General features: G+C 74.6%; 19 protein-coding genes. 8 read left to right on the top strand and 11 right to left on the bottom strand.

Features of this window, described 5'->3' with window-relative positions; translation table 11 throughout:
* Positions 1-9 precede the first annotated feature (9 nt).
* Positions 10-819, bottom strand: a complete 810-nt coding sequence (locus tag ABD665_RS18920; RefSeq protein ID WP_204911184.1) for an isoprenyl transferase — start codon at positions 817-819, stop codon at positions 10-12.
* Between the two features lie 70 nt (positions 820-889).
* Here ABD665_RS18920 and trhA point away from each other — a divergent pair, with 70 nt between their 5' ends.
* Positions 890-1567 carry a PAQR family membrane homeostasis protein TrhA gene (trhA, locus tag ABD665_RS18915; RefSeq protein WP_204911183.1) on the top strand — a complete coding sequence of 226 codons (678 nt, stop codon included), beginning with the start codon at positions 890-892 and terminating at the stop codon, positions 1565-1567.
* Between the two features lie 176 nt (positions 1568-1743).
* On the opposite strand, the gene ABD665_RS18910 is transcribed toward trhA, so the two are convergent.
* Genes ABD665_RS18910 through ABD665_RS18890 form a run of 5 tightly spaced genes read right to left on the bottom strand, consistent with a single transcriptional unit; the run spans position 1744 to position 7073 of the window.
* Entirely contained in the window at positions 1744-3765 is a 2022-nt protein-coding gene (locus tag ABD665_RS18910) for a DUF255 domain-containing protein (RefSeq protein WP_204911182.1), read from the bottom strand.
* 52 nt (positions 3766-3817) lie between these two features.
* On the bottom strand, positions 3818-4561 hold the full coding sequence (locus ABD665_RS18905; RefSeq protein ID WP_204911181.1) for a VIT1/CCC1 transporter family protein: 744 nt from the start codon (positions 4559-4561) through the stop codon (positions 3818-3820).
* On the bottom strand, positions 4558-5889 hold the full coding sequence (locus tag ABD665_RS18900; protein WP_204911180.1) for an ATP-binding protein: 1332 nt from the start codon (positions 5887-5889) through the stop codon (positions 4558-4560). Before ABD665_RS18900 ends, ABD665_RS18905 begins: the two co-directional genes overlap by 4 nt.
* Entirely contained in the window at positions 5886-6593 is a 708-nt protein-coding gene (locus ABD665_RS18895; protein ID WP_344742744.1) for a response regulator transcription factor, read from the bottom strand. The genes ABD665_RS18900 and ABD665_RS18895 overlap by 4 nt, the downstream gene beginning before the upstream one ends.
* Positions 6594-6611: 18 nt before the next feature.
* Positions 6612-7073, bottom strand: coding sequence for a DUF2231 domain-containing protein (locus tag ABD665_RS18890; RefSeq protein ID WP_204911179.1), 462 nt, complete (start codon positions 7071-7073; stop codon positions 6612-6614).
* 295 nt (positions 7074-7368) lie between these two features.
* On the opposite strand from ABD665_RS18890, the gene ABD665_RS18885 reads away from it, so the two are divergent.
* The gene (locus tag ABD665_RS18885; protein WP_344742742.1) at positions 7369-7587 is read left to right on the top strand and encodes a hypothetical protein; all 219 of its coding nucleotides are present in this window, start codon (positions 7369-7371) and stop codon (positions 7585-7587) included.
* Complete coding sequence (locus ABD665_RS18880) at positions 7584-8990, top strand: ferric reductase-like transmembrane domain-containing protein (protein ID WP_204911177.1); 1407 nt, start codon at positions 7584-7586, stop codon at positions 8988-8990. The genes ABD665_RS18885 and ABD665_RS18880 overlap by 4 nt, the downstream gene beginning before the upstream one ends.
* Positions 8991-9053: 63 nt before the next feature.
* On the opposite strand, the gene ABD665_RS18875 is transcribed toward ABD665_RS18880, so the two are convergent.
* Entirely contained in the window at positions 9054-9305 is a 252-nt protein-coding gene (locus ABD665_RS18875; RefSeq protein WP_344742740.1) for a hypothetical protein, read from the bottom strand.
* On the opposite strand from ABD665_RS18875, the gene ABD665_RS18870 reads away from it, so the two are divergent.
* Together ABD665_RS18870 and ABD665_RS18865 are read left to right on the top strand one after the other, a co-directional pair.
* Positions 9295-9519: an FMN-binding protein gene (locus ABD665_RS18870; RefSeq protein ID WP_344742738.1), complete on the top strand. Its 225-nt coding sequence runs from the start codon at positions 9295-9297 to the stop codon at positions 9517-9519. The two genes, ABD665_RS18875 and ABD665_RS18870, sit on opposite strands and share 11 nt — an antisense overlap.
* Before the next feature lie 2 nt (positions 9520-9521).
* Entirely contained in the window at positions 9522-10328 is an 807-nt protein-coding gene (locus ABD665_RS18865) for an FAD:protein FMN transferase (RefSeq protein ID WP_204911175.1), read from the top strand.
* A 3-nt stretch (positions 10329-10331) separates the two neighbouring features.
* Here ABD665_RS18865 and ABD665_RS18860 read toward each other — a convergent pair whose 3' ends face one another.
* A complete protein-coding gene (locus tag ABD665_RS18860; RefSeq protein ID WP_204911174.1) occupies positions 10332-10532 on the bottom strand; it encodes a hypothetical protein in 201 nt (66 codons plus the stop codon).
* 36 nt (positions 10533-10568) lie between these two features.
* Positions 10569-11477 (bottom strand): mycothiol conjugate amidase Mca, encoded by a 909-nt coding sequence (gene mca, locus ABD665_RS18855; RefSeq protein WP_344742735.1) that lies wholly within the window; start codon positions 11475-11477, stop codon positions 10569-10571.
* A gap of 74 nt (positions 11478-11551) precedes the next feature.
* On the opposite strand from mca, the gene ABD665_RS18850 reads away from it, so the two are divergent.
* On the top strand, positions 11552-11971 hold the full coding sequence (locus tag ABD665_RS18850; RefSeq protein ID WP_204911173.1) for a DUF4307 domain-containing protein: 420 nt from the start codon (positions 11552-11554) through the stop codon (positions 11969-11971).
* A gap of 51 nt (positions 11972-12022) precedes the next feature.
* Positions 12023-12526, top strand: a complete 504-nt coding sequence (gene greA, locus ABD665_RS18845) for a transcription elongation factor GreA (protein WP_204911172.1) — start codon at positions 12023-12025, stop codon at positions 12524-12526.
* A 57-nt stretch (positions 12527-12583) separates the two neighbouring features.
* On the opposite strand, the gene ABD665_RS18840 is transcribed toward greA, so the two are convergent.
* Together ABD665_RS18840 and ABD665_RS18835 are read right to left on the bottom strand one after the other, a co-directional pair.
* On the bottom strand, positions 12584-12994 hold the full coding sequence (locus tag ABD665_RS18840) for a DUF2089 family protein (RefSeq protein WP_204911171.1): 411 nt from the start codon (positions 12992-12994) through the stop codon (positions 12584-12586).
* Complete coding sequence (locus ABD665_RS18835) at positions 12991-14013, bottom strand: hypothetical protein (RefSeq protein ID WP_344742731.1); 1023 nt, start codon at positions 14011-14013, stop codon at positions 12991-12993. Before ABD665_RS18835 ends, ABD665_RS18840 begins: the two co-directional genes overlap by 4 nt.
* 133 nt (positions 14014-14146) lie before the next feature.
* Here ABD665_RS18835 and ABD665_RS18830 point away from each other — a divergent pair, with 133 nt between their 5' ends.
* Positions 14147-14608: a MarR family transcriptional regulator gene (locus tag ABD665_RS18830; protein WP_204911170.1), complete on the top strand. Its 462-nt coding sequence runs from the start codon at positions 14147-14149 to the stop codon at positions 14606-14608.
* Positions 14609-14623 lie beyond the last annotated feature (15 nt).

The following is a 14623-nucleotide window of genomic DNA, read 5'->3' as shown; positions in this document are numbered from 1 at the left end:
GAGGTGTCGTCAGCGACCGAACCGGCGTTCCCGCTGCCCGTACGCCCGCAGCGCGCGGATGAAGTCGACCTTGCGGAAGTCGGGCCACAGGGCCTCGCAGAAGTAGAACTCGCTGTGCGCCGACTGCCACATCAGGAAGCCGGAGAGCCGCTGCTCCCCCGAGGTCCGGATGATCAGGTCGGGGTCGGGCTGGCCGCGCGTGTAGAGGTGCTCGGCGATGTGCTCGATGTCGAGGTTCTTGGCGAGGTCCTCGATCGGGGTGCCCAGCCGGGCCTCCTCGGCGAGCAGCGAGCGCACCGCGTCGCGCAGCTCGTGCCGGCCGCCGTACGACACGGCGATGTTGACCATCATCCCGTCGATCCCGGACGTCTCGGCGTCCACGGACCGCAGGTGCTCGGCGGTCTCGGACGGGAGCAGGTCGAGCGCGCCGACCGGGTGGACGTGCCAGCGGCCGGTGGCCGCGAGCTCGTCGACGAGCGACTCGATCACCTCGAGCAGCGGGCCGATCTCCTCCTCGCTCGCGCGGCTGTAGTTGTCCGTGGACAGCACCCAGAGCGTGACGACCGGGATGCCGATCTCGTCGCACCACTCCACGAAGTCGCGCAGCCGCCGCGCGCCCGCCTGGTAGCCCGCGGTCAGCGGCTTGCCCGGGGCGTTCGTGCGGGCCCAGCGCCGGTTGCCGTCGGCAAGCACGGCGACGTGGCGCGGCAGCCGGTCGGTGTCGAGCTCGGCGATCAGCCGGTGCTCGTAGGTGGCGTAGAGCAGCCCGGACGGATGGAGGCGGTCGAGGTACTCCCGCCACCGGTCTGCGGTGGGCATGCTCAGCAGCGTATCGCCGGGGGCCTGGCTAACCTGGATCTCCGCAGAACCACGAACCGGGAGGCCGTCGATGCCGAACGCCCTCGACGAGGCTCCGGCGGAGGTCGTCCGCGAGCTCAAGCCGCACCTGCGCGGCTGGCTGCACACCGCGATGGCGCCCCTCGCGCTGGCCGCCGGGGTCGTGCTCGTCGCCCTCGCGCCGACCACGGCGGGCGTCGTGGGCGGGGCCGTGTTCCTGGCGGCGTCGGTGCTGCTGTTCGCGACCAGCGGCCTCTACCACCGCTTCTACTGGGGCCCGCGGGGTGACGGCATCCTGCGCCGGCTCGACCACGCGAACATCTACGTCTTCATCGCCGCGACCTACACCCCGCTCGCGCTGATGCTCCTGCACGGCCCGTCGCGGGTCGCGCTGCTCGTCATGGTCTGGACCGCCGCCCTGGGCGGGCTGCTCTTCCGGACGCTCTGGCTCGCGGCGCCGCGCTGGCTCTACACCGCCATGTACCTGCTGATGGGCTGCTCGGCGCTCGGCTGGATCGGCGCCTTCTACGAGACCGGCGGCGCTGCGGTCGTCGCGCTGATCCTCGGCGGCGGCGTCTTCTACATCAGCGGCGCCGTCGTCTACGGCCGCAAGCGCCCCGATCCCTCACCGCGCTGGTTCGGCTTCCACGAGATCTTCCACGCGTGCACGATCGGCGGCTTCGTCTGCCACTACGTGGCCATCTCGCTGGTCACCTACGCCGCCGTCTGAGCTTCCCCCGCCCCCAGTCCGGATCCCGTGCCTGGCCAGTCCCGGGCCCCATCCCGACCTTCACTGACCAGTGGTCACTTCGGGACACCCGAGGAGGCCCCCGGCCGCTCGAAGTGACCAGTGGTCGGGAACTCGGGCCGCGGGACTCCCCGGCTCGGGCAGGGCGCGCGCCTGGGTCAGACCGTCCGGAGCTGCTCGGCCAGGGCTTCCGGGTCGGTGACCGGGAGGCGGCACACGAACCCCCGGCAGACGTACGCGGTCGGGCGCCCGTCCCGCGCCGAGCGGTCCTCGAGCAGGGCGAAGCCGGCGGCGCCCTCCTCCCCGGCCACCACGACCGAGCCCGCCGGGGCGCGGTCCCACGCGAGCCGGACGAGCGCGTCGCGCTCCGGTCCCGCCGGTCCGACGACGGCGACCTCGACCGGCGCGGCCGCCGGCAGCACCTCGCTCACGGCCTCGGCCCACAGCCACCCCGCGAACCGCGGCGCCCGGGGCACGAGCGCGCCGACCGTCGCCGCGGCCTCGTCGGCCCGTCGCGCGTACGCGTCCTCCCCCGTCAGCCGGGCCATCAGGTGCAGCGCGCGCAGCGTCGCGCTCAGCCCCGACGGCGTCGCGTTGTCGGTGACCTCCTGCGGGCGCGTGTAGAGCGCCTCCGCGTCGGCGGCCGTGTCGAACCATCCCCCCCGGCCGTCCGGGAACTGCTCCTCCACGACCGCCAGCAACGTCCGCGCCCGCTCGACCCACACCGGGTCGCCGGTCGCGCAGCCCAGCCGGACGTACGCCGCCGCGACCGCGCTGTGGTCCTCGAGGATCCCGGCGGCGCCGCCCGGCCGCCCGTCCCGCGACGTACGCCGCAGCCGCCGCTCGTCGGCCTGCCAGTGGACCTCCCAGACGAGCTCCGCCGCCGCCCGGGCCGCCTCGCGCCAGTCCGGGCGCCCGAACACCTCGGCGGCCTCGACGAGGGAGTCGACCAGCCAGCCGTTCCAGGCGGCCACGACCTTGTCGTCACGGCCCGGCCGCGCCCGCTGCTCGCGCGCCTCCGCCAGCCGAGCGCGGACCCCCGCCAGCCGCTCGGGCTCGTCCTCCCCCACGCCGGGGCGCTGCAGCGTCGAGGCACCGTGCTCGAAGGTGCCCGCCGTCGTCACGGCGAACACCCGCGCCGCCCAGGCGCCGTCCTCGGGACCGAGCACCTCGACCAGGTGCTCCGGGGTCCACGCGTAGAAGGCGCCCTCGTGCAGGTGACCGGAGGCGTCGAGCGAGTCGGCGTCGAGGCTCGCGGCGAAGGCGCCCTGCGGCGTCCGCAGCTCGCGCAGCAGCCAGTCGACGGTCTCCTCCACCACGCGGGACGCGAGTGGGTCACCCGTCCGCCGCCACAGGTGCGTGTAGACGCCCAGCAGCAGCGCGTTGTCGTAGAGCATCTTCTCGAAGTGCGGCACCACCCAGTGCGCGTCGACGCTGTAGCGCGCGAACCCGCCGACCAGCTGGTCGTAGATCCCGCCGCGGGCCATCGCGGTGCAGGTCCGGGACGCCATCTCGAGGGCCTGCTCGCTGCCGTCCCGCAGCAGCGCCTCGAGCACCATCGACGGCGGGAACTTGGGCGCCCGCCCGAAGCCCCCGTACGTCGGGTCGAAGTCGCGTTCCAAACCCTGGCGGGCGGCGTCGAGGTCGGCTGGGGTGACGGCACCCGGGGCCGCGACGAGCCGCTGCTCCGCCAGCTGGGCGGCGATGCCGGCGGCGCTCGAGACGACCTCGTCGCGGCGGTCGTCCCAGGCCGCCGAGACCGCGTCGAGGACCTGGCTGAACGCCGGCATCCCCTGCCGCGCCGTCGGCGGGAAGTAGGTGCCGGCGTAGAAGGGCTTGCGGTCCGGGGTGAGGAACACGGTCATCGGCCACCCGCCCTGCCCGGTCAGGGCCTGCGTCGCCGCCATGTAGACGGTGTCCACGTCGGGTCGCTCCTCGCGGTCGACCTTCACGTTGACGAAGCGCGCGTTCATCTGCGCCGCGGTGGCCTCGTCCTCGAACGACTCGTGGGCCATCACGTGGCACCAGTGGCAGGCGGCGTAGCCGACGCTCAGCAGCACCGGCTTCCCGGTCCGTTCCGCCTCGGCGAACGCCTCGTCGCCCCACTCCCGCCAGTCCACCGGGTTGTCGGCGTGCTGCAGCAGGTAGGGGCTGGTGGCGTTCGCGAGACGGTTGGGCACGTCCCGATTCTCCCCGGCCGCCACGGGCCGCGGCTGGGCGGACCGCCCGGGGTCAGGCGGCGAGCGCGCCCACGGCCGAGCCGATCGCGAACGTGGCCGCCAGCGCGACCGCCCCGCCGAGCACCAGCCGGAGGGTCGGGCGCAGCCGCGGGGTGTCGTTGACGCGGGCGCTGAGGTAGCCCGTCAGCGCGAGGGCGAGCAGCACCACGACGAAGGTGAGCGGCACGCGGACGGCGTCGGGCAGCAGCAGGACGGCGAGGAAGGGCAGCAGCCCGCCGACCAGGAAGCTGACGGCCGACGCGAAGGCGGCGTGCCCGGCGCTGACCACGTCGTCCTCGGTGAGGTTGAGCTCGGCGGACAGGTGCGCCGCGAGGGCGTCGTGCGCGGTCAGCTCCACCGCGACCTGACGGGCCGTCTCGGGCGAGAGCCCGCGCTCCTCGTAGAGCCCGGCCAGCTCGTCGAGCTCCGCCTCGGGCTCGGTCGCGAGCTCCATCCGCTCCTTGGCGATCAGGGTGGTCTGAGCGTCGCGCTGGCTGCTGACCGAGACGTACTCGCCGAGGGCCATCGACAGCGCCCCGCCCACGAGCGCGGCGGTCCCGGAGGCCTCCAGCGCGCGTGAGCCCGCACCGGCCCCGGCGACGCCGATGACCACGGCGGCGACGGAAACGATGCCGTCGTTCGCCCCGAGCACACCCGCGCGGAGCCAGTTCAGCTGGCGCGCCAGCCCCTGGACCGCGTGCGGTTCGTCGGGGTGCCCCCCCGGCTCGAGGTCGGCGGTGCGCTCGTCGTTCGTCATGGTCGCTCCGGGGTGCGGGGGTGGCGGGAGGGTCGGTCGGTGGAACGGCCGGCGGGAGCGACGGGGACCGTGAGGCGCAGCAGGGCACCGACCTCGGGCGCACGCCGGTTCTCCGCGGTCACCGAGCCGCCGTGCCGGGTCGCGATCTCGCTCACCAGCGCCAGCCCGAGACCGAAGTGCCGGCGGTCGCCGCCGGTCTCCGGGACAGGGCGTCGGTCGCTGGAGAACCGGTCGAACATACGCGGCAGCGTGTCCGACGCGATCCCCGGTCCGTCGTCGACGACCTCCACGACGAACGAGCGGCCCGCCCGGGCGACCCGGACCTCGACCCGGGTGCGCGCGTGGTCGACCGCGTTGTCCACCAGGGCGGCGACCGCCCGGGCGAGGGCGGTGCCCGCCCCCTGCACCACGGTGGGACCCGCGGGGTCGACCTCCACCCTGAGCGTGACCCCGGCCTCCTGCGCCGCCGCCCCGGCGGACGCGACGACCGAGCGGGCGACGTCGGCGAGGTCGACGGGTTCCTGCGGGACCGGCGTACGGTCGTCGGCCTCCGTCAGCAGGTCCTCCAGGATGGCGACGAGCGCGGTGGTGTCGGCGACGATGCCGGCGGCGTCGCGCTCGACCAGCTGCTCGCGCTGCTCCGCCGGGGTCGTGCGGTCGCGCACCCGCCGGGCGAGCAGCTGGCTCCGGGTGCTGAGCAGGGTCAGCGGCGTCCGGAGCTCGTGGCCGGCGTCCGCGACGAACCGCCGCTGCTGGGCGAGCGCCCGGGCCATCGGCCGGACGGCCCGGCGAGCGAGGACCGCGGCCGCCAGGGTGGCGAGGACGAGGCCCGCACCCCCGGCCAGGCCGAGGCCGGCGAGGATCCGCTCGCGCTCCTGGTGCTGCTCGTACGTGCTCGCCATGACCTGGACGGTGTCGTCGCCGCGCTGCACGGTCAGCACCTCGAACCCCCCGGACGGCAGCCGCAGCGTTCGGCGGTCCTGCACGTGGGTCGCGGCGACCGTCCGCAGCACCTCGAGGTCGGGCAGGCCCGGCGGCACGTCGGTGGAGGTCCGCAGCCCGCGCCCGTCGAGGACGGCGTACTGGATCCCGCCGCGCGGCTCGCTGAGGTCGTGGTCGTGGTCGTGGTCCGGGTCGCGCCCGGTGCCCGCGGTCCCGACGGCGTCCTGCAGCGAGGCGGTCAGCTGCTCCTCCTGGCTGCGGACGACCGAGCCGTAGAGGACCGCCGCGACCACGAGCATGCAGGCGAGGAGCAGCCCGGCCGTCTGGAGGCCGATCCGCCAGGCCGTCCGGCGCAGCTCGACCTCCGACGGACGCCCCCGGCTCACGGGGACCGCTCCGTCCCCAGCTGGTAGCCGAGCCCCCGGACCGTCCGGACCGTCCCGCGGCCGAGCTTGCGGCGCAGGTAGTGGACGTAGGTGTCGACCACGCCGTCGTCCTCGGCGTCGGGGAAGACCTCCGCCACGAGCTCCGAACGGCTGAAGACCCGCCCGGGCCGACGGGCCAGGACGGCGAGCAGCGCGGACTCGCGCTCGGACAGGTGGGTCTCGCCGCTGCCACCGACCACGGTCCGGACCGACACCGCGAACCGTCCCCCGGGCACCGGCAACGTGTCCGCCACGTCCCCGTGGCGGCGCAGCAGCGCCCGGACCCGGGCCAGCAGCTCGTCGATGTCGAACGGCTTGGCCAGGTAGTCCTCCGCACCGGCGTCCAGCCCGTCGACCCGGTCCCGGGCCAGCCCGAGCGCGGACAGCACCAGGACGGGCGTCGTCACGCCGCGCGACCGCAGCCGGGCGAGCAGGTCGAGGCCCTCGATGGCCGGCAGCCCCCGGTCGAGGACGACCGCGTCGTACGAGCGGCTGAGGCCGAGGTGCAGGCCCGCCTGCCCGTCGCGCGCCACCTCGACGAGGTAGCCGGCCGAGACGAGGATCTCCTCGAGCATGGCGGCCAGCGCGCGGTCGTCCTCCACGAGCAGCACCCGACGTGCGTCGGACGCGCCCGGGCCGGGCCGTCCCCCTGTCGCGTCCACCACGTGCCCAGGATGCCCGGGTCAGGCGTTCTGCGACCAGGCGGCGGCCGCACCGCTGTGGCCGATCAGCACGACCTCGACCAGCGCACCGACGGCGGCGACCGACGCGACGACCATCCCTCCGACGACGAGCCAGCGCGGCAGCGCCCACATCCGCGGACGCGTGACCGCCAGCTGCGGCCAGAGCACCAGCAGGGCGCCGACGAGCAGGGCGATCACCCACGGCAGGAGACCGTCGGCCAGGTGCGTGTGGGCCTCGATCAGGGGCGTGCTCGGGAGCGTGTGCTCGAGCGTCTCCCCCGAGGACGTGGTGATCGGCACGAGGACCAGGGCCACCGCCGCGAGCGCGGCCGGCCCCCACGACGCCCAGTGCCGGAACCGCGGCCAGATGGTCACGAGCAGGACGGAGAGCGCCGCGGCCGGCACGGCGACGACGGTCGCGTGCACGATCAGGGGGTGGAGCGGGAGGCCGAGGACGGTCATGGGGTGGAGCTCCTTCGCACTAGGGCTCCGCACAGGCTCGTCACAGTTGCTCAGAGGTTTCTTAGAGCACCCTCTGAGCCCGGGCCCGCGAGCGTGGGACTCACCTGGGTCTAAGAAACGACTGGTGCAGTTCTTCTCGTCGGACGAGGACGAGAAGAGGCAGGTCACGGTGCAGGACGACTGGTCAGGACCCAGCGGCTCACGTTGGGAGCCCGCTACGGAGGTGGGGTCCGCCGAGCCCGCCCCGGTCACGGCGGGAGCCCCGCCGACCCGGGGGCGCCGACGCGTCCGGCCCGTGGTCGCGGTGCTCGTCACCCTGCTCGGCGCGGGCGCCGTGACGGGCAGTGCGGCGTACGCCCAGCGGGCCGCGTCGCCGACCGACGCTCCCCCCGCGCAAGTGGCGTCCGGCGAGGAGCACGCGGGGCGGCACGGGTCCGGCGAGGGGGCCGACGGCGGGAACCGCGGGCCGCGGACCGGCGACGAGCAGGCCGCCCCCTCCGGGGCCTCGTCGTGACCGCCCTGCTGCAACGGACCGAGAGCGCCTCGACCCCGGCGCCGGTCCGCCTCGACGCGGACGCCACCCTCGACCGGGCCGTCCGGACGGGCGCGGGGCTGCTGCTGTGGGCCGGGCTGCTGCTCGTCACCTACTGGTGGGCCGCGGACGGCGGGTTCACGGACCTGGTCGCCTGGGACACCGGGCTCATGTCCGCCGGCCGGCTGACCGGGCTCTGGTCGGCCGACCTGCTCCTCGTCCAGGTGCTGCTGATGTCCCGGCTGCCGCCGCTCGAGCACGCCTTCGGCCGCGACCGGCTCGCCCGCGTGCACCGCGTCGTCGGCTTCCTGTCCTTCGACCTGATGTGCGTGCACGTCGTCACGATCGTGCTCGGCTACGCCGGCGCCTCGTGGCTCCAGGTCCCCGCCACGACCTGGGACCTCGTGACGACGTACGGGGGCGTGCTCCTCTCCGTGGCGGGCACGGCCTGCCTCGTGATGGTCGTCGTCACGAGCGTGAAGAAGGCCCGCCGGCGGCTGCGCTACGAGTCGTGGCACCTGCTGCACCTCTACGCCTACCTCGGCGTCGGGCTGGCCCTGCCGCACCAGCTGTGGACGGGTCAGGAGTTCCTGCAGTCGACCGGCCGCACCCTCTACTGGTGGGGCCTGTGGATCGCGGCGGCCGGCACCGTCCTCGTCTGGCGCCTGCTGCTCCCCCTGGCGCGCAGCCTGCGGCACGGCCTGCGGGTCACGTCGGTGGTGCGCGAGTCCTCGGACGTCGTCTCCGTCTTCCTGACCGGTCGCCGCCTGGACCGGCTCCCCCTGCGGGCCGGGCAGTTCCTGAACGTCCGGTTCCTCGACGGCCCGGGCTGGACCCGCTCCAACCCGTTCTCCCTGTCCGCCGCGCCCGACGGGCGGAGCCTGCGGATCACCGCCAAGGCGCTCGGCGAGGGCAGCGCCCGGCTCGCCCGCCTGCGCCCCGGGACCCGTGTGACCTTCGAGGGCCCGTACGGCCGCCTCAGCAGCCGGGCCCGCACCCGGCCGCGGGTGCTGCTGGTCGGCGCCGGCGTCGGCATCACGCCGGTCCGGGCGCTCGCCGAGGGGCTGGCGTACGCGCCGGGTGACGCCGTGCTGCTGCAACGCTGCACCGCGGAGCCCCTCTTCGCGGCCGAGCTCGACGTCCTGGCCCGCGAGCGGGGCCTGCAGACGGTCGTCCTCCCCGGGCCACGACCGCACCCGGGGTCCGTCTTCGGGCCGGCCGCCGGCCCGGACGAGCTCGCCGCCCTGCGCTGGTGGGTGCCCGACGTCGCCGAGCGCGACGTGTTCCTGTGCGGACCCTCCGCCTGGACCTCCGGGGTCGAACGACTCCTCGCCGCGGCCGGCGTCCCCGCCGACCGCGTCCACACCGAGAGCTTTGGATGGTGACCACGTGCGCCGCATCGTGATCTGGCTCGCCTCGACCGTCACGGTCGTGGTGCTCCTCTTCGGCTACCACACCTCGACCAACACGCCCGCGACCGCCGCCGGCAGCGCCTCCAGCGCGCCCGCCACGCCGTCGGGCACCCCGTCGGCGACGGCCCCGCCGGACCCGTCGTCCACCCCCTCGGCCTCGTCCGGGGCCTCCTCCTCCGGGTCCTCGTCCTCGGGGTCGTCGAGCTCCTCGGGCTCCTCGTCGGGCACGAAGACGTACACCGGCGACGCGGCGTCGACCCGCTGGGGACCGGTGCAGGTGGAGATCACCGTCGCCGACGGCAAGGTCACCAAGGTGGAGGTTCCGGTCTCCCCCAGCGGCAACGGCCGCGACGTCGAGATCAACGACCGGGCGCTGCCGGTGCTCGTGCAGGAGACCCTCGACGCGCAGAGCGCCGACATCGACATGGTCAGCGGCGCCACGGTGACCAGCGACGGCTACGTCACCTCGCTGCAGTCCGCGCTCGACCAGGCCGGGATCTGAGCATGAGCACGACCGCCGCGGGACGCCGGCCCCTCCACCGCTACGTCGAGCACGTGATGGGGATGCCCGTCAGCCTCGCCCTGCGGGGCCGGCACGCGGCGACCGACGAGGGCCGGGCCGCCTGGGCGGCGGTGATGGACGAGCTCGCCGAGGTCGACCGCGTCTTCAGCACCTACCGGGCCGACTCGGTGATCAGCCGGCTCGACCGCGGCGAGCTCGACCTCGCGGCGTGCCCGGCCGTCGTGGCCGAGGTCCTCGCGCTCGGCGAGCGGGCCTCGGCCGAGTCCGACGGGGGGTTCTCCACGTCCCTGCCGGTGCCCGGCGACCCCGCCGGACGCCGGCGGCTGGACCCGAGCGGCGTGGTCAAGGGCTGGGCCGCCGAGCGCGCCGCCCGGCACCTCGCCCGGCTCGACGCGACCGACCACTGCCTCTCGGTCGGCGGCGACGTCACGTGCCGGGCCGACCGTGGCTCCGCGCCGTGGCGGATCGGGGTGGAGGACCCGCGGGACCCGTCGCGCCTCGTGGCGGTGGTCCCGGTGCGGACGGGGGCCGTGGCGACCTCGGGCACCGTGCACCGCGGGGCGCACCTCGTGGACGCACGGACCGGACGGGCACCGGTCGGCGTCGCGTCGGTCACCGTGATCGGTCCGTCGCTGACCTGGGCGGACATCGACGCCACGGCCGCGTACGCCCAGGGGGCAGGAGCCGCCGCCTGGCTGCGCACCCGGCCCGTGGACAGCGCTCTCGTCGTCGCACCGGACGGCGGCGTCACGACGGTCGTCCCCGACCGCCGGTCCGCCGCGGGCTGAGCGTCAGACCTGGGTGCTGGGGTCCTTCGTGACCTCGGGCTCGGCCGCCCCGGGCTGCGTCGGGAAGTTCGTGTCGATGCGACGGAACTGCTTGCGCAGGCTGAAGAACAGCAGCACCATCACGGCGGCCAGCCCGATGGTGATCAGCAGCGGGATCCATCCCGGCTTCACGATGTTCGGGTCCAGGTCGAGCAGGGCAAGCACGTGGGCACCTCCTCCAGGCACGGCTACATCTTCAGCCTACGCGGGCGCCGGGACCGCGATCCCGGTGAACAGGTCGTCCTCCGGCAGGTGCGTCGGCACGGTGGTGCGCGCCAGCTCGAAGTCCTCCGTGGGCCACACCTCGAGCTGCAGGTCCATCGGGATCTGGAACCAGGTCCCCTCGGGGTCGATCTGCGTCGCGTGGGCGATCAGGGCGCGGTCGCGCACCTCGAAGTACTCCCCGCACGGCACCCGCGTGGTGACCCGGCCCTGCATGGCCGGGTCCGGGGGCCAGCGGCGCAGCCGCTCCGCGTAGGGGGACTCCAGCCCGCGGGCGGTCATCGCCTCGTCGAGCGCCTTCGTCTTGTCGAGGTGGAAGGCGAAGGAGTAATAGAGCTTGGGCGTCTGCCACGCCGGGCCGAGCTCGGGGTGCCAGTCGGGGTCGGCCGCGTGGTCGTACGCCGCCACGCTGATCTTGTGGCACATGACGTGGTCCGGGTGCGGGTAGCCGCCGCGCTCGTCGTACGTCGTGATCACGTGCGGCCGGAACCGGCGGACCACCTCCACGAGCGGGATCGACGCCTCGTCCACGTCGAGGGTGGCGAAGCTGCCCTCCGGCAGCGGCGGGAGCGGGTCGCCCTCGGGCAGCCCGGAGTCGACGAACCCGAGCCAGACCTGCTCGATGCCGAGGATGCGGCGGGCGGCGTCCATCTCCTGGCGGCGGATCTCGGCGATGTTCGCGAGGACGTCGGGCCGGTCCATGTTCGGGTTGAGGATCGAGCCGCGCTCGCCGCCCGTGCAGGTGGCGACCATGACCTCGACACCCTCGGCCACGTAGCGGGCGGTCGTCGCCGCGCCCTTGCTGGACTCGTCGTCGGGGTGCGCATGGACGTGCAGCAGCCGGAGCCGCTCGCCTCGGTCGTCGACGCGCAGGGGGGCCTCGTTCACGCCGGCCATCGTCCCACGCACGTCGTGCCCGTCTCACGCCCCGACCGCTTCGGGCGGGAGGGGATGATGGGCGCATGACCGAGCCCAGCACCGTGGACGCCGCCTCGGTCGCCGAACGCCTGGCCCGGCGCTACCCGCCGCCCCTGGTCCGGCGGCGGACCAAGGTCGTCCTCGTCGTCGCCGCGACCGCGGTCGCGATGACCTGGCTGGTCTGGGCGGCCCTGCTGCACGCGACCCCGGCGGTCAGCGGGGACGTGGCGGGCTTCGACGTCGTCTCGGACACCTCGATCAAGGTCACGATGACGGTCCAGCGCGACGACCCGTCGCAGCCGGCGACCTGCCGGCTGCTGGCCCAGTCGACCGACTTCCAGCCCGTGGCCGAGAGCAGCGTGCCCGTCGCGGCCAGCGCCTACAAGGTGGTCGACGTCCCCGTCACCCTGACGACCCTCCGCCGGGCCACCTCGGTGACCGTCCGCAGCTGCAGCACCGGCTGAGCGGACGCGAACGATCTAGAGACCGGACGTCCTCGTTGCTATCGTGACCAGATGTCCGAGGCCACACAGACCATCTGGCTGACGCAGGACGCGTACGACAAGCTGCAGAGCGAGCTCGAGCAGCTCTCCGGCCCCGGCCGCGCCGACGTCACCGCCAAGATCGCCGCCGCACGCGACGAGGGCGACCTCCGCGAGAACGGCGGCTACCACGCCGCCCGGGAGGAGCAGGGCAAGCAGGAGGCGCGGATCCGGCAGCTGACGGACATGCTGCGCCGCGCCGAGGTCGGCGAGGCCGCCGCGACCGCCGACGAGGTCGCGCCCGGCACCCGCGTGACGATCGCCTTCGACGGCGACGAGAGCGACACCGACACGTTCCTGCTCGGCTCGCGCGAGGTGCTCGGCGCCGACGACCTCGACACCAACGTCTACAGCCCGCAGTCCCCCCTCGGCGCCGCCATCCTCGGCAAGTCCAAGGGCGACAAGGCCTCGTACGAGGCGCCCAACGGCCGCACGATCAACGTCACCGTCGTCAAGGTCGAGCCCTACACCGGCTGATCGACCACCCGAGGGGCCTGCAGCGCGTCTGCAGGCCCCTCGCTCACGTCCGGACCTCTAGAGGTTCGCGAGGAGCTCGGCCGCGGCGTCGGGGCTGAGGGCGCCGGAGGCGACCTCGGAGAGGACCTGCTCGCGGGTCAGCGCCGCCGGGGCCTCGTCCACGCCGGCCAGGCCGAGCTTGCGGAGCAGGTCGTTGAACCGCGCCCGCGCCGTCGGGTAGGAGACGCCGAGGTGCTTCTCGACCTCGCGCAGGTTGCCCCGCGAGGCCAGGAAGACGCGGAGCATCTCGCTCTCCCTGTCGTCCAGCGCGCAGTAGTCGCACGGTGCGAAGATCCCCGCGAGCTCCGTGCCGCAGGTCCCGCAGCCCAGCCGGGTGACGGCCAGCTGGTCGCCGCAGACCGGGCAGGCGCTCGGCGCGCGGTGGCGGTGCGGGTCGGTCGGACGGGCGCGCTCGCCCACCCCGCTCACGAGCCGCTCGTCGAGGACGAGGCGGCCGCGTCGGAACCGACGCGCACCTGGGCGTGGCCCATCACGACCTCGACGTCGAGCCGCGCGTTCCCGTGGCCCATCACGACCTCGTCGCCCGCCCCGCTGTGGCCGCCGGCCCAGCTGACCCGGCCGAGCTGCGCGTCGCTCTTGACGGTGACGTTGGAGTCGTCGCCGAGGGAGATGGACAGCGAACCCGACTCGACGCGTACGCGGTGCCGCCCGCTCGTGATCGTGCCCTTGATCGTGGCCGAGCCGGCCTGGACCAGGACGTCGTTGACGGCGGTGACGTCGAGCAGCTTGGCGCCTCCGGCGGTCACGCGGACCTTGCCGAGGTGCGGCACCCGCTCGGTGCTCAGCTGGCCGGCGGTCACCTCCACGTCGACCTCCAGCGCCGGATTGACGCGGAGCAGCAGCTCCTTGCCCAGGCCGAGCGCCCGGATGTCCTCGAGGCTGCGGGGGACGCCGCGCAGGATGCTGAACCCGTCGAGGCTGGGACCGATCTCGCCGTCGCTCGACACCTCGAGCGTGGTGCCGTTGCGGCGGAGGACGTGCGGGCCGTCGGCGGAGAGGGTGGCGACCGAGGTCTCCCCCACGATCCGCACGCGGCGGCCGACGGCGCGGACGGAGATGCGCTCCACCCCGTTCGCGGCCTTGCCGCGCGGCTCGGTGGGCGTCGTCCCCGGCGTTCCGGTCCCGGTCGTCTCGGCCTCGGTCGAGCCGGTCGGGGCCGTGGGCTCGGCGGGTTCCGACCGGACGGTCTCCCGCGCGAACGTGGCGTGCTGCGGGCGGTCGGTCGCGGCCGCCCACGGGTCGGTCGCGGCGTCGTCCCGGGGCTCGACGACGGGCGCGGCCGCCTCGGGCGTGACGGTGACGGGCTCCGAGCGGTCCTCCGCGGGAGCCGCCTTCAGGGCGTCGATCCGGCGGGCGGCCTCGGAGGCGTCGATGCGCCCCGCAGCCAGGTCACCGAGGATCGCGGACATCAGCGGGTCAGGGCTCATGCTCAAAATGTAAAGCGCGACTTACCAGAAGCGAAAGGGTCGGCACCAGAACCAGGGACACGTCGGGGTGGCGTCGGGCCCTCAGCCTGCCGAACTATCGGTTGCATCGCACAAGTACCTGTATGCTTGTGCCATGCAAGCGATGCCGCACGACGCCGCGGCGCCCACCGACGCGGCCACCCAGGTCGTCGACTCGGTGCTGCACACGGCGATGACCATCGGCCGCGTGATGCGCCAGCGCCTCCCGGGGGACCAGCTGGAGCCGGCCACCTACTGGGTGCTCAAGAACCTGCTCGCCTCCTCGATGCGCATCACCGCGCTCGCGGCGAGCACCCAGCTCGACACCTCCACCGTCTCGCGCCACGTGACCCAGCTCGAGCAGGCCGGGCTGGTCGAGCGCGGCCCGGACCCCGACGACGGCCGCGCCCAGCGGATCGCCCTCACCGCGGAGGGGCGTACGCAGCTCGAGGCCTCCACCGCCCGGCGTCGCGAGGTCCTGACCGACAGCCTCGAGGGCTGGGACCCCGCCGACCTCGCCCTCCTCGAACGCCTCCTCGGCCGGCTCGTCGCCGGCGTCGAGTCCCGGACGCGCTGACGCGCCCGACGGCTC

This window comes from Microlunatus spumicola (assembly GCF_039536445.1).
Lineage (GTDB): Bacteria > Actinomycetota > Actinomycetes > Propionibacteriales > Propionibacteriaceae > Microlunatus > Microlunatus spumicola.
Note: the sequence above shows the minus strand (reverse complement) of the source record. Positions and strands in the feature narration are given on the sequence as shown.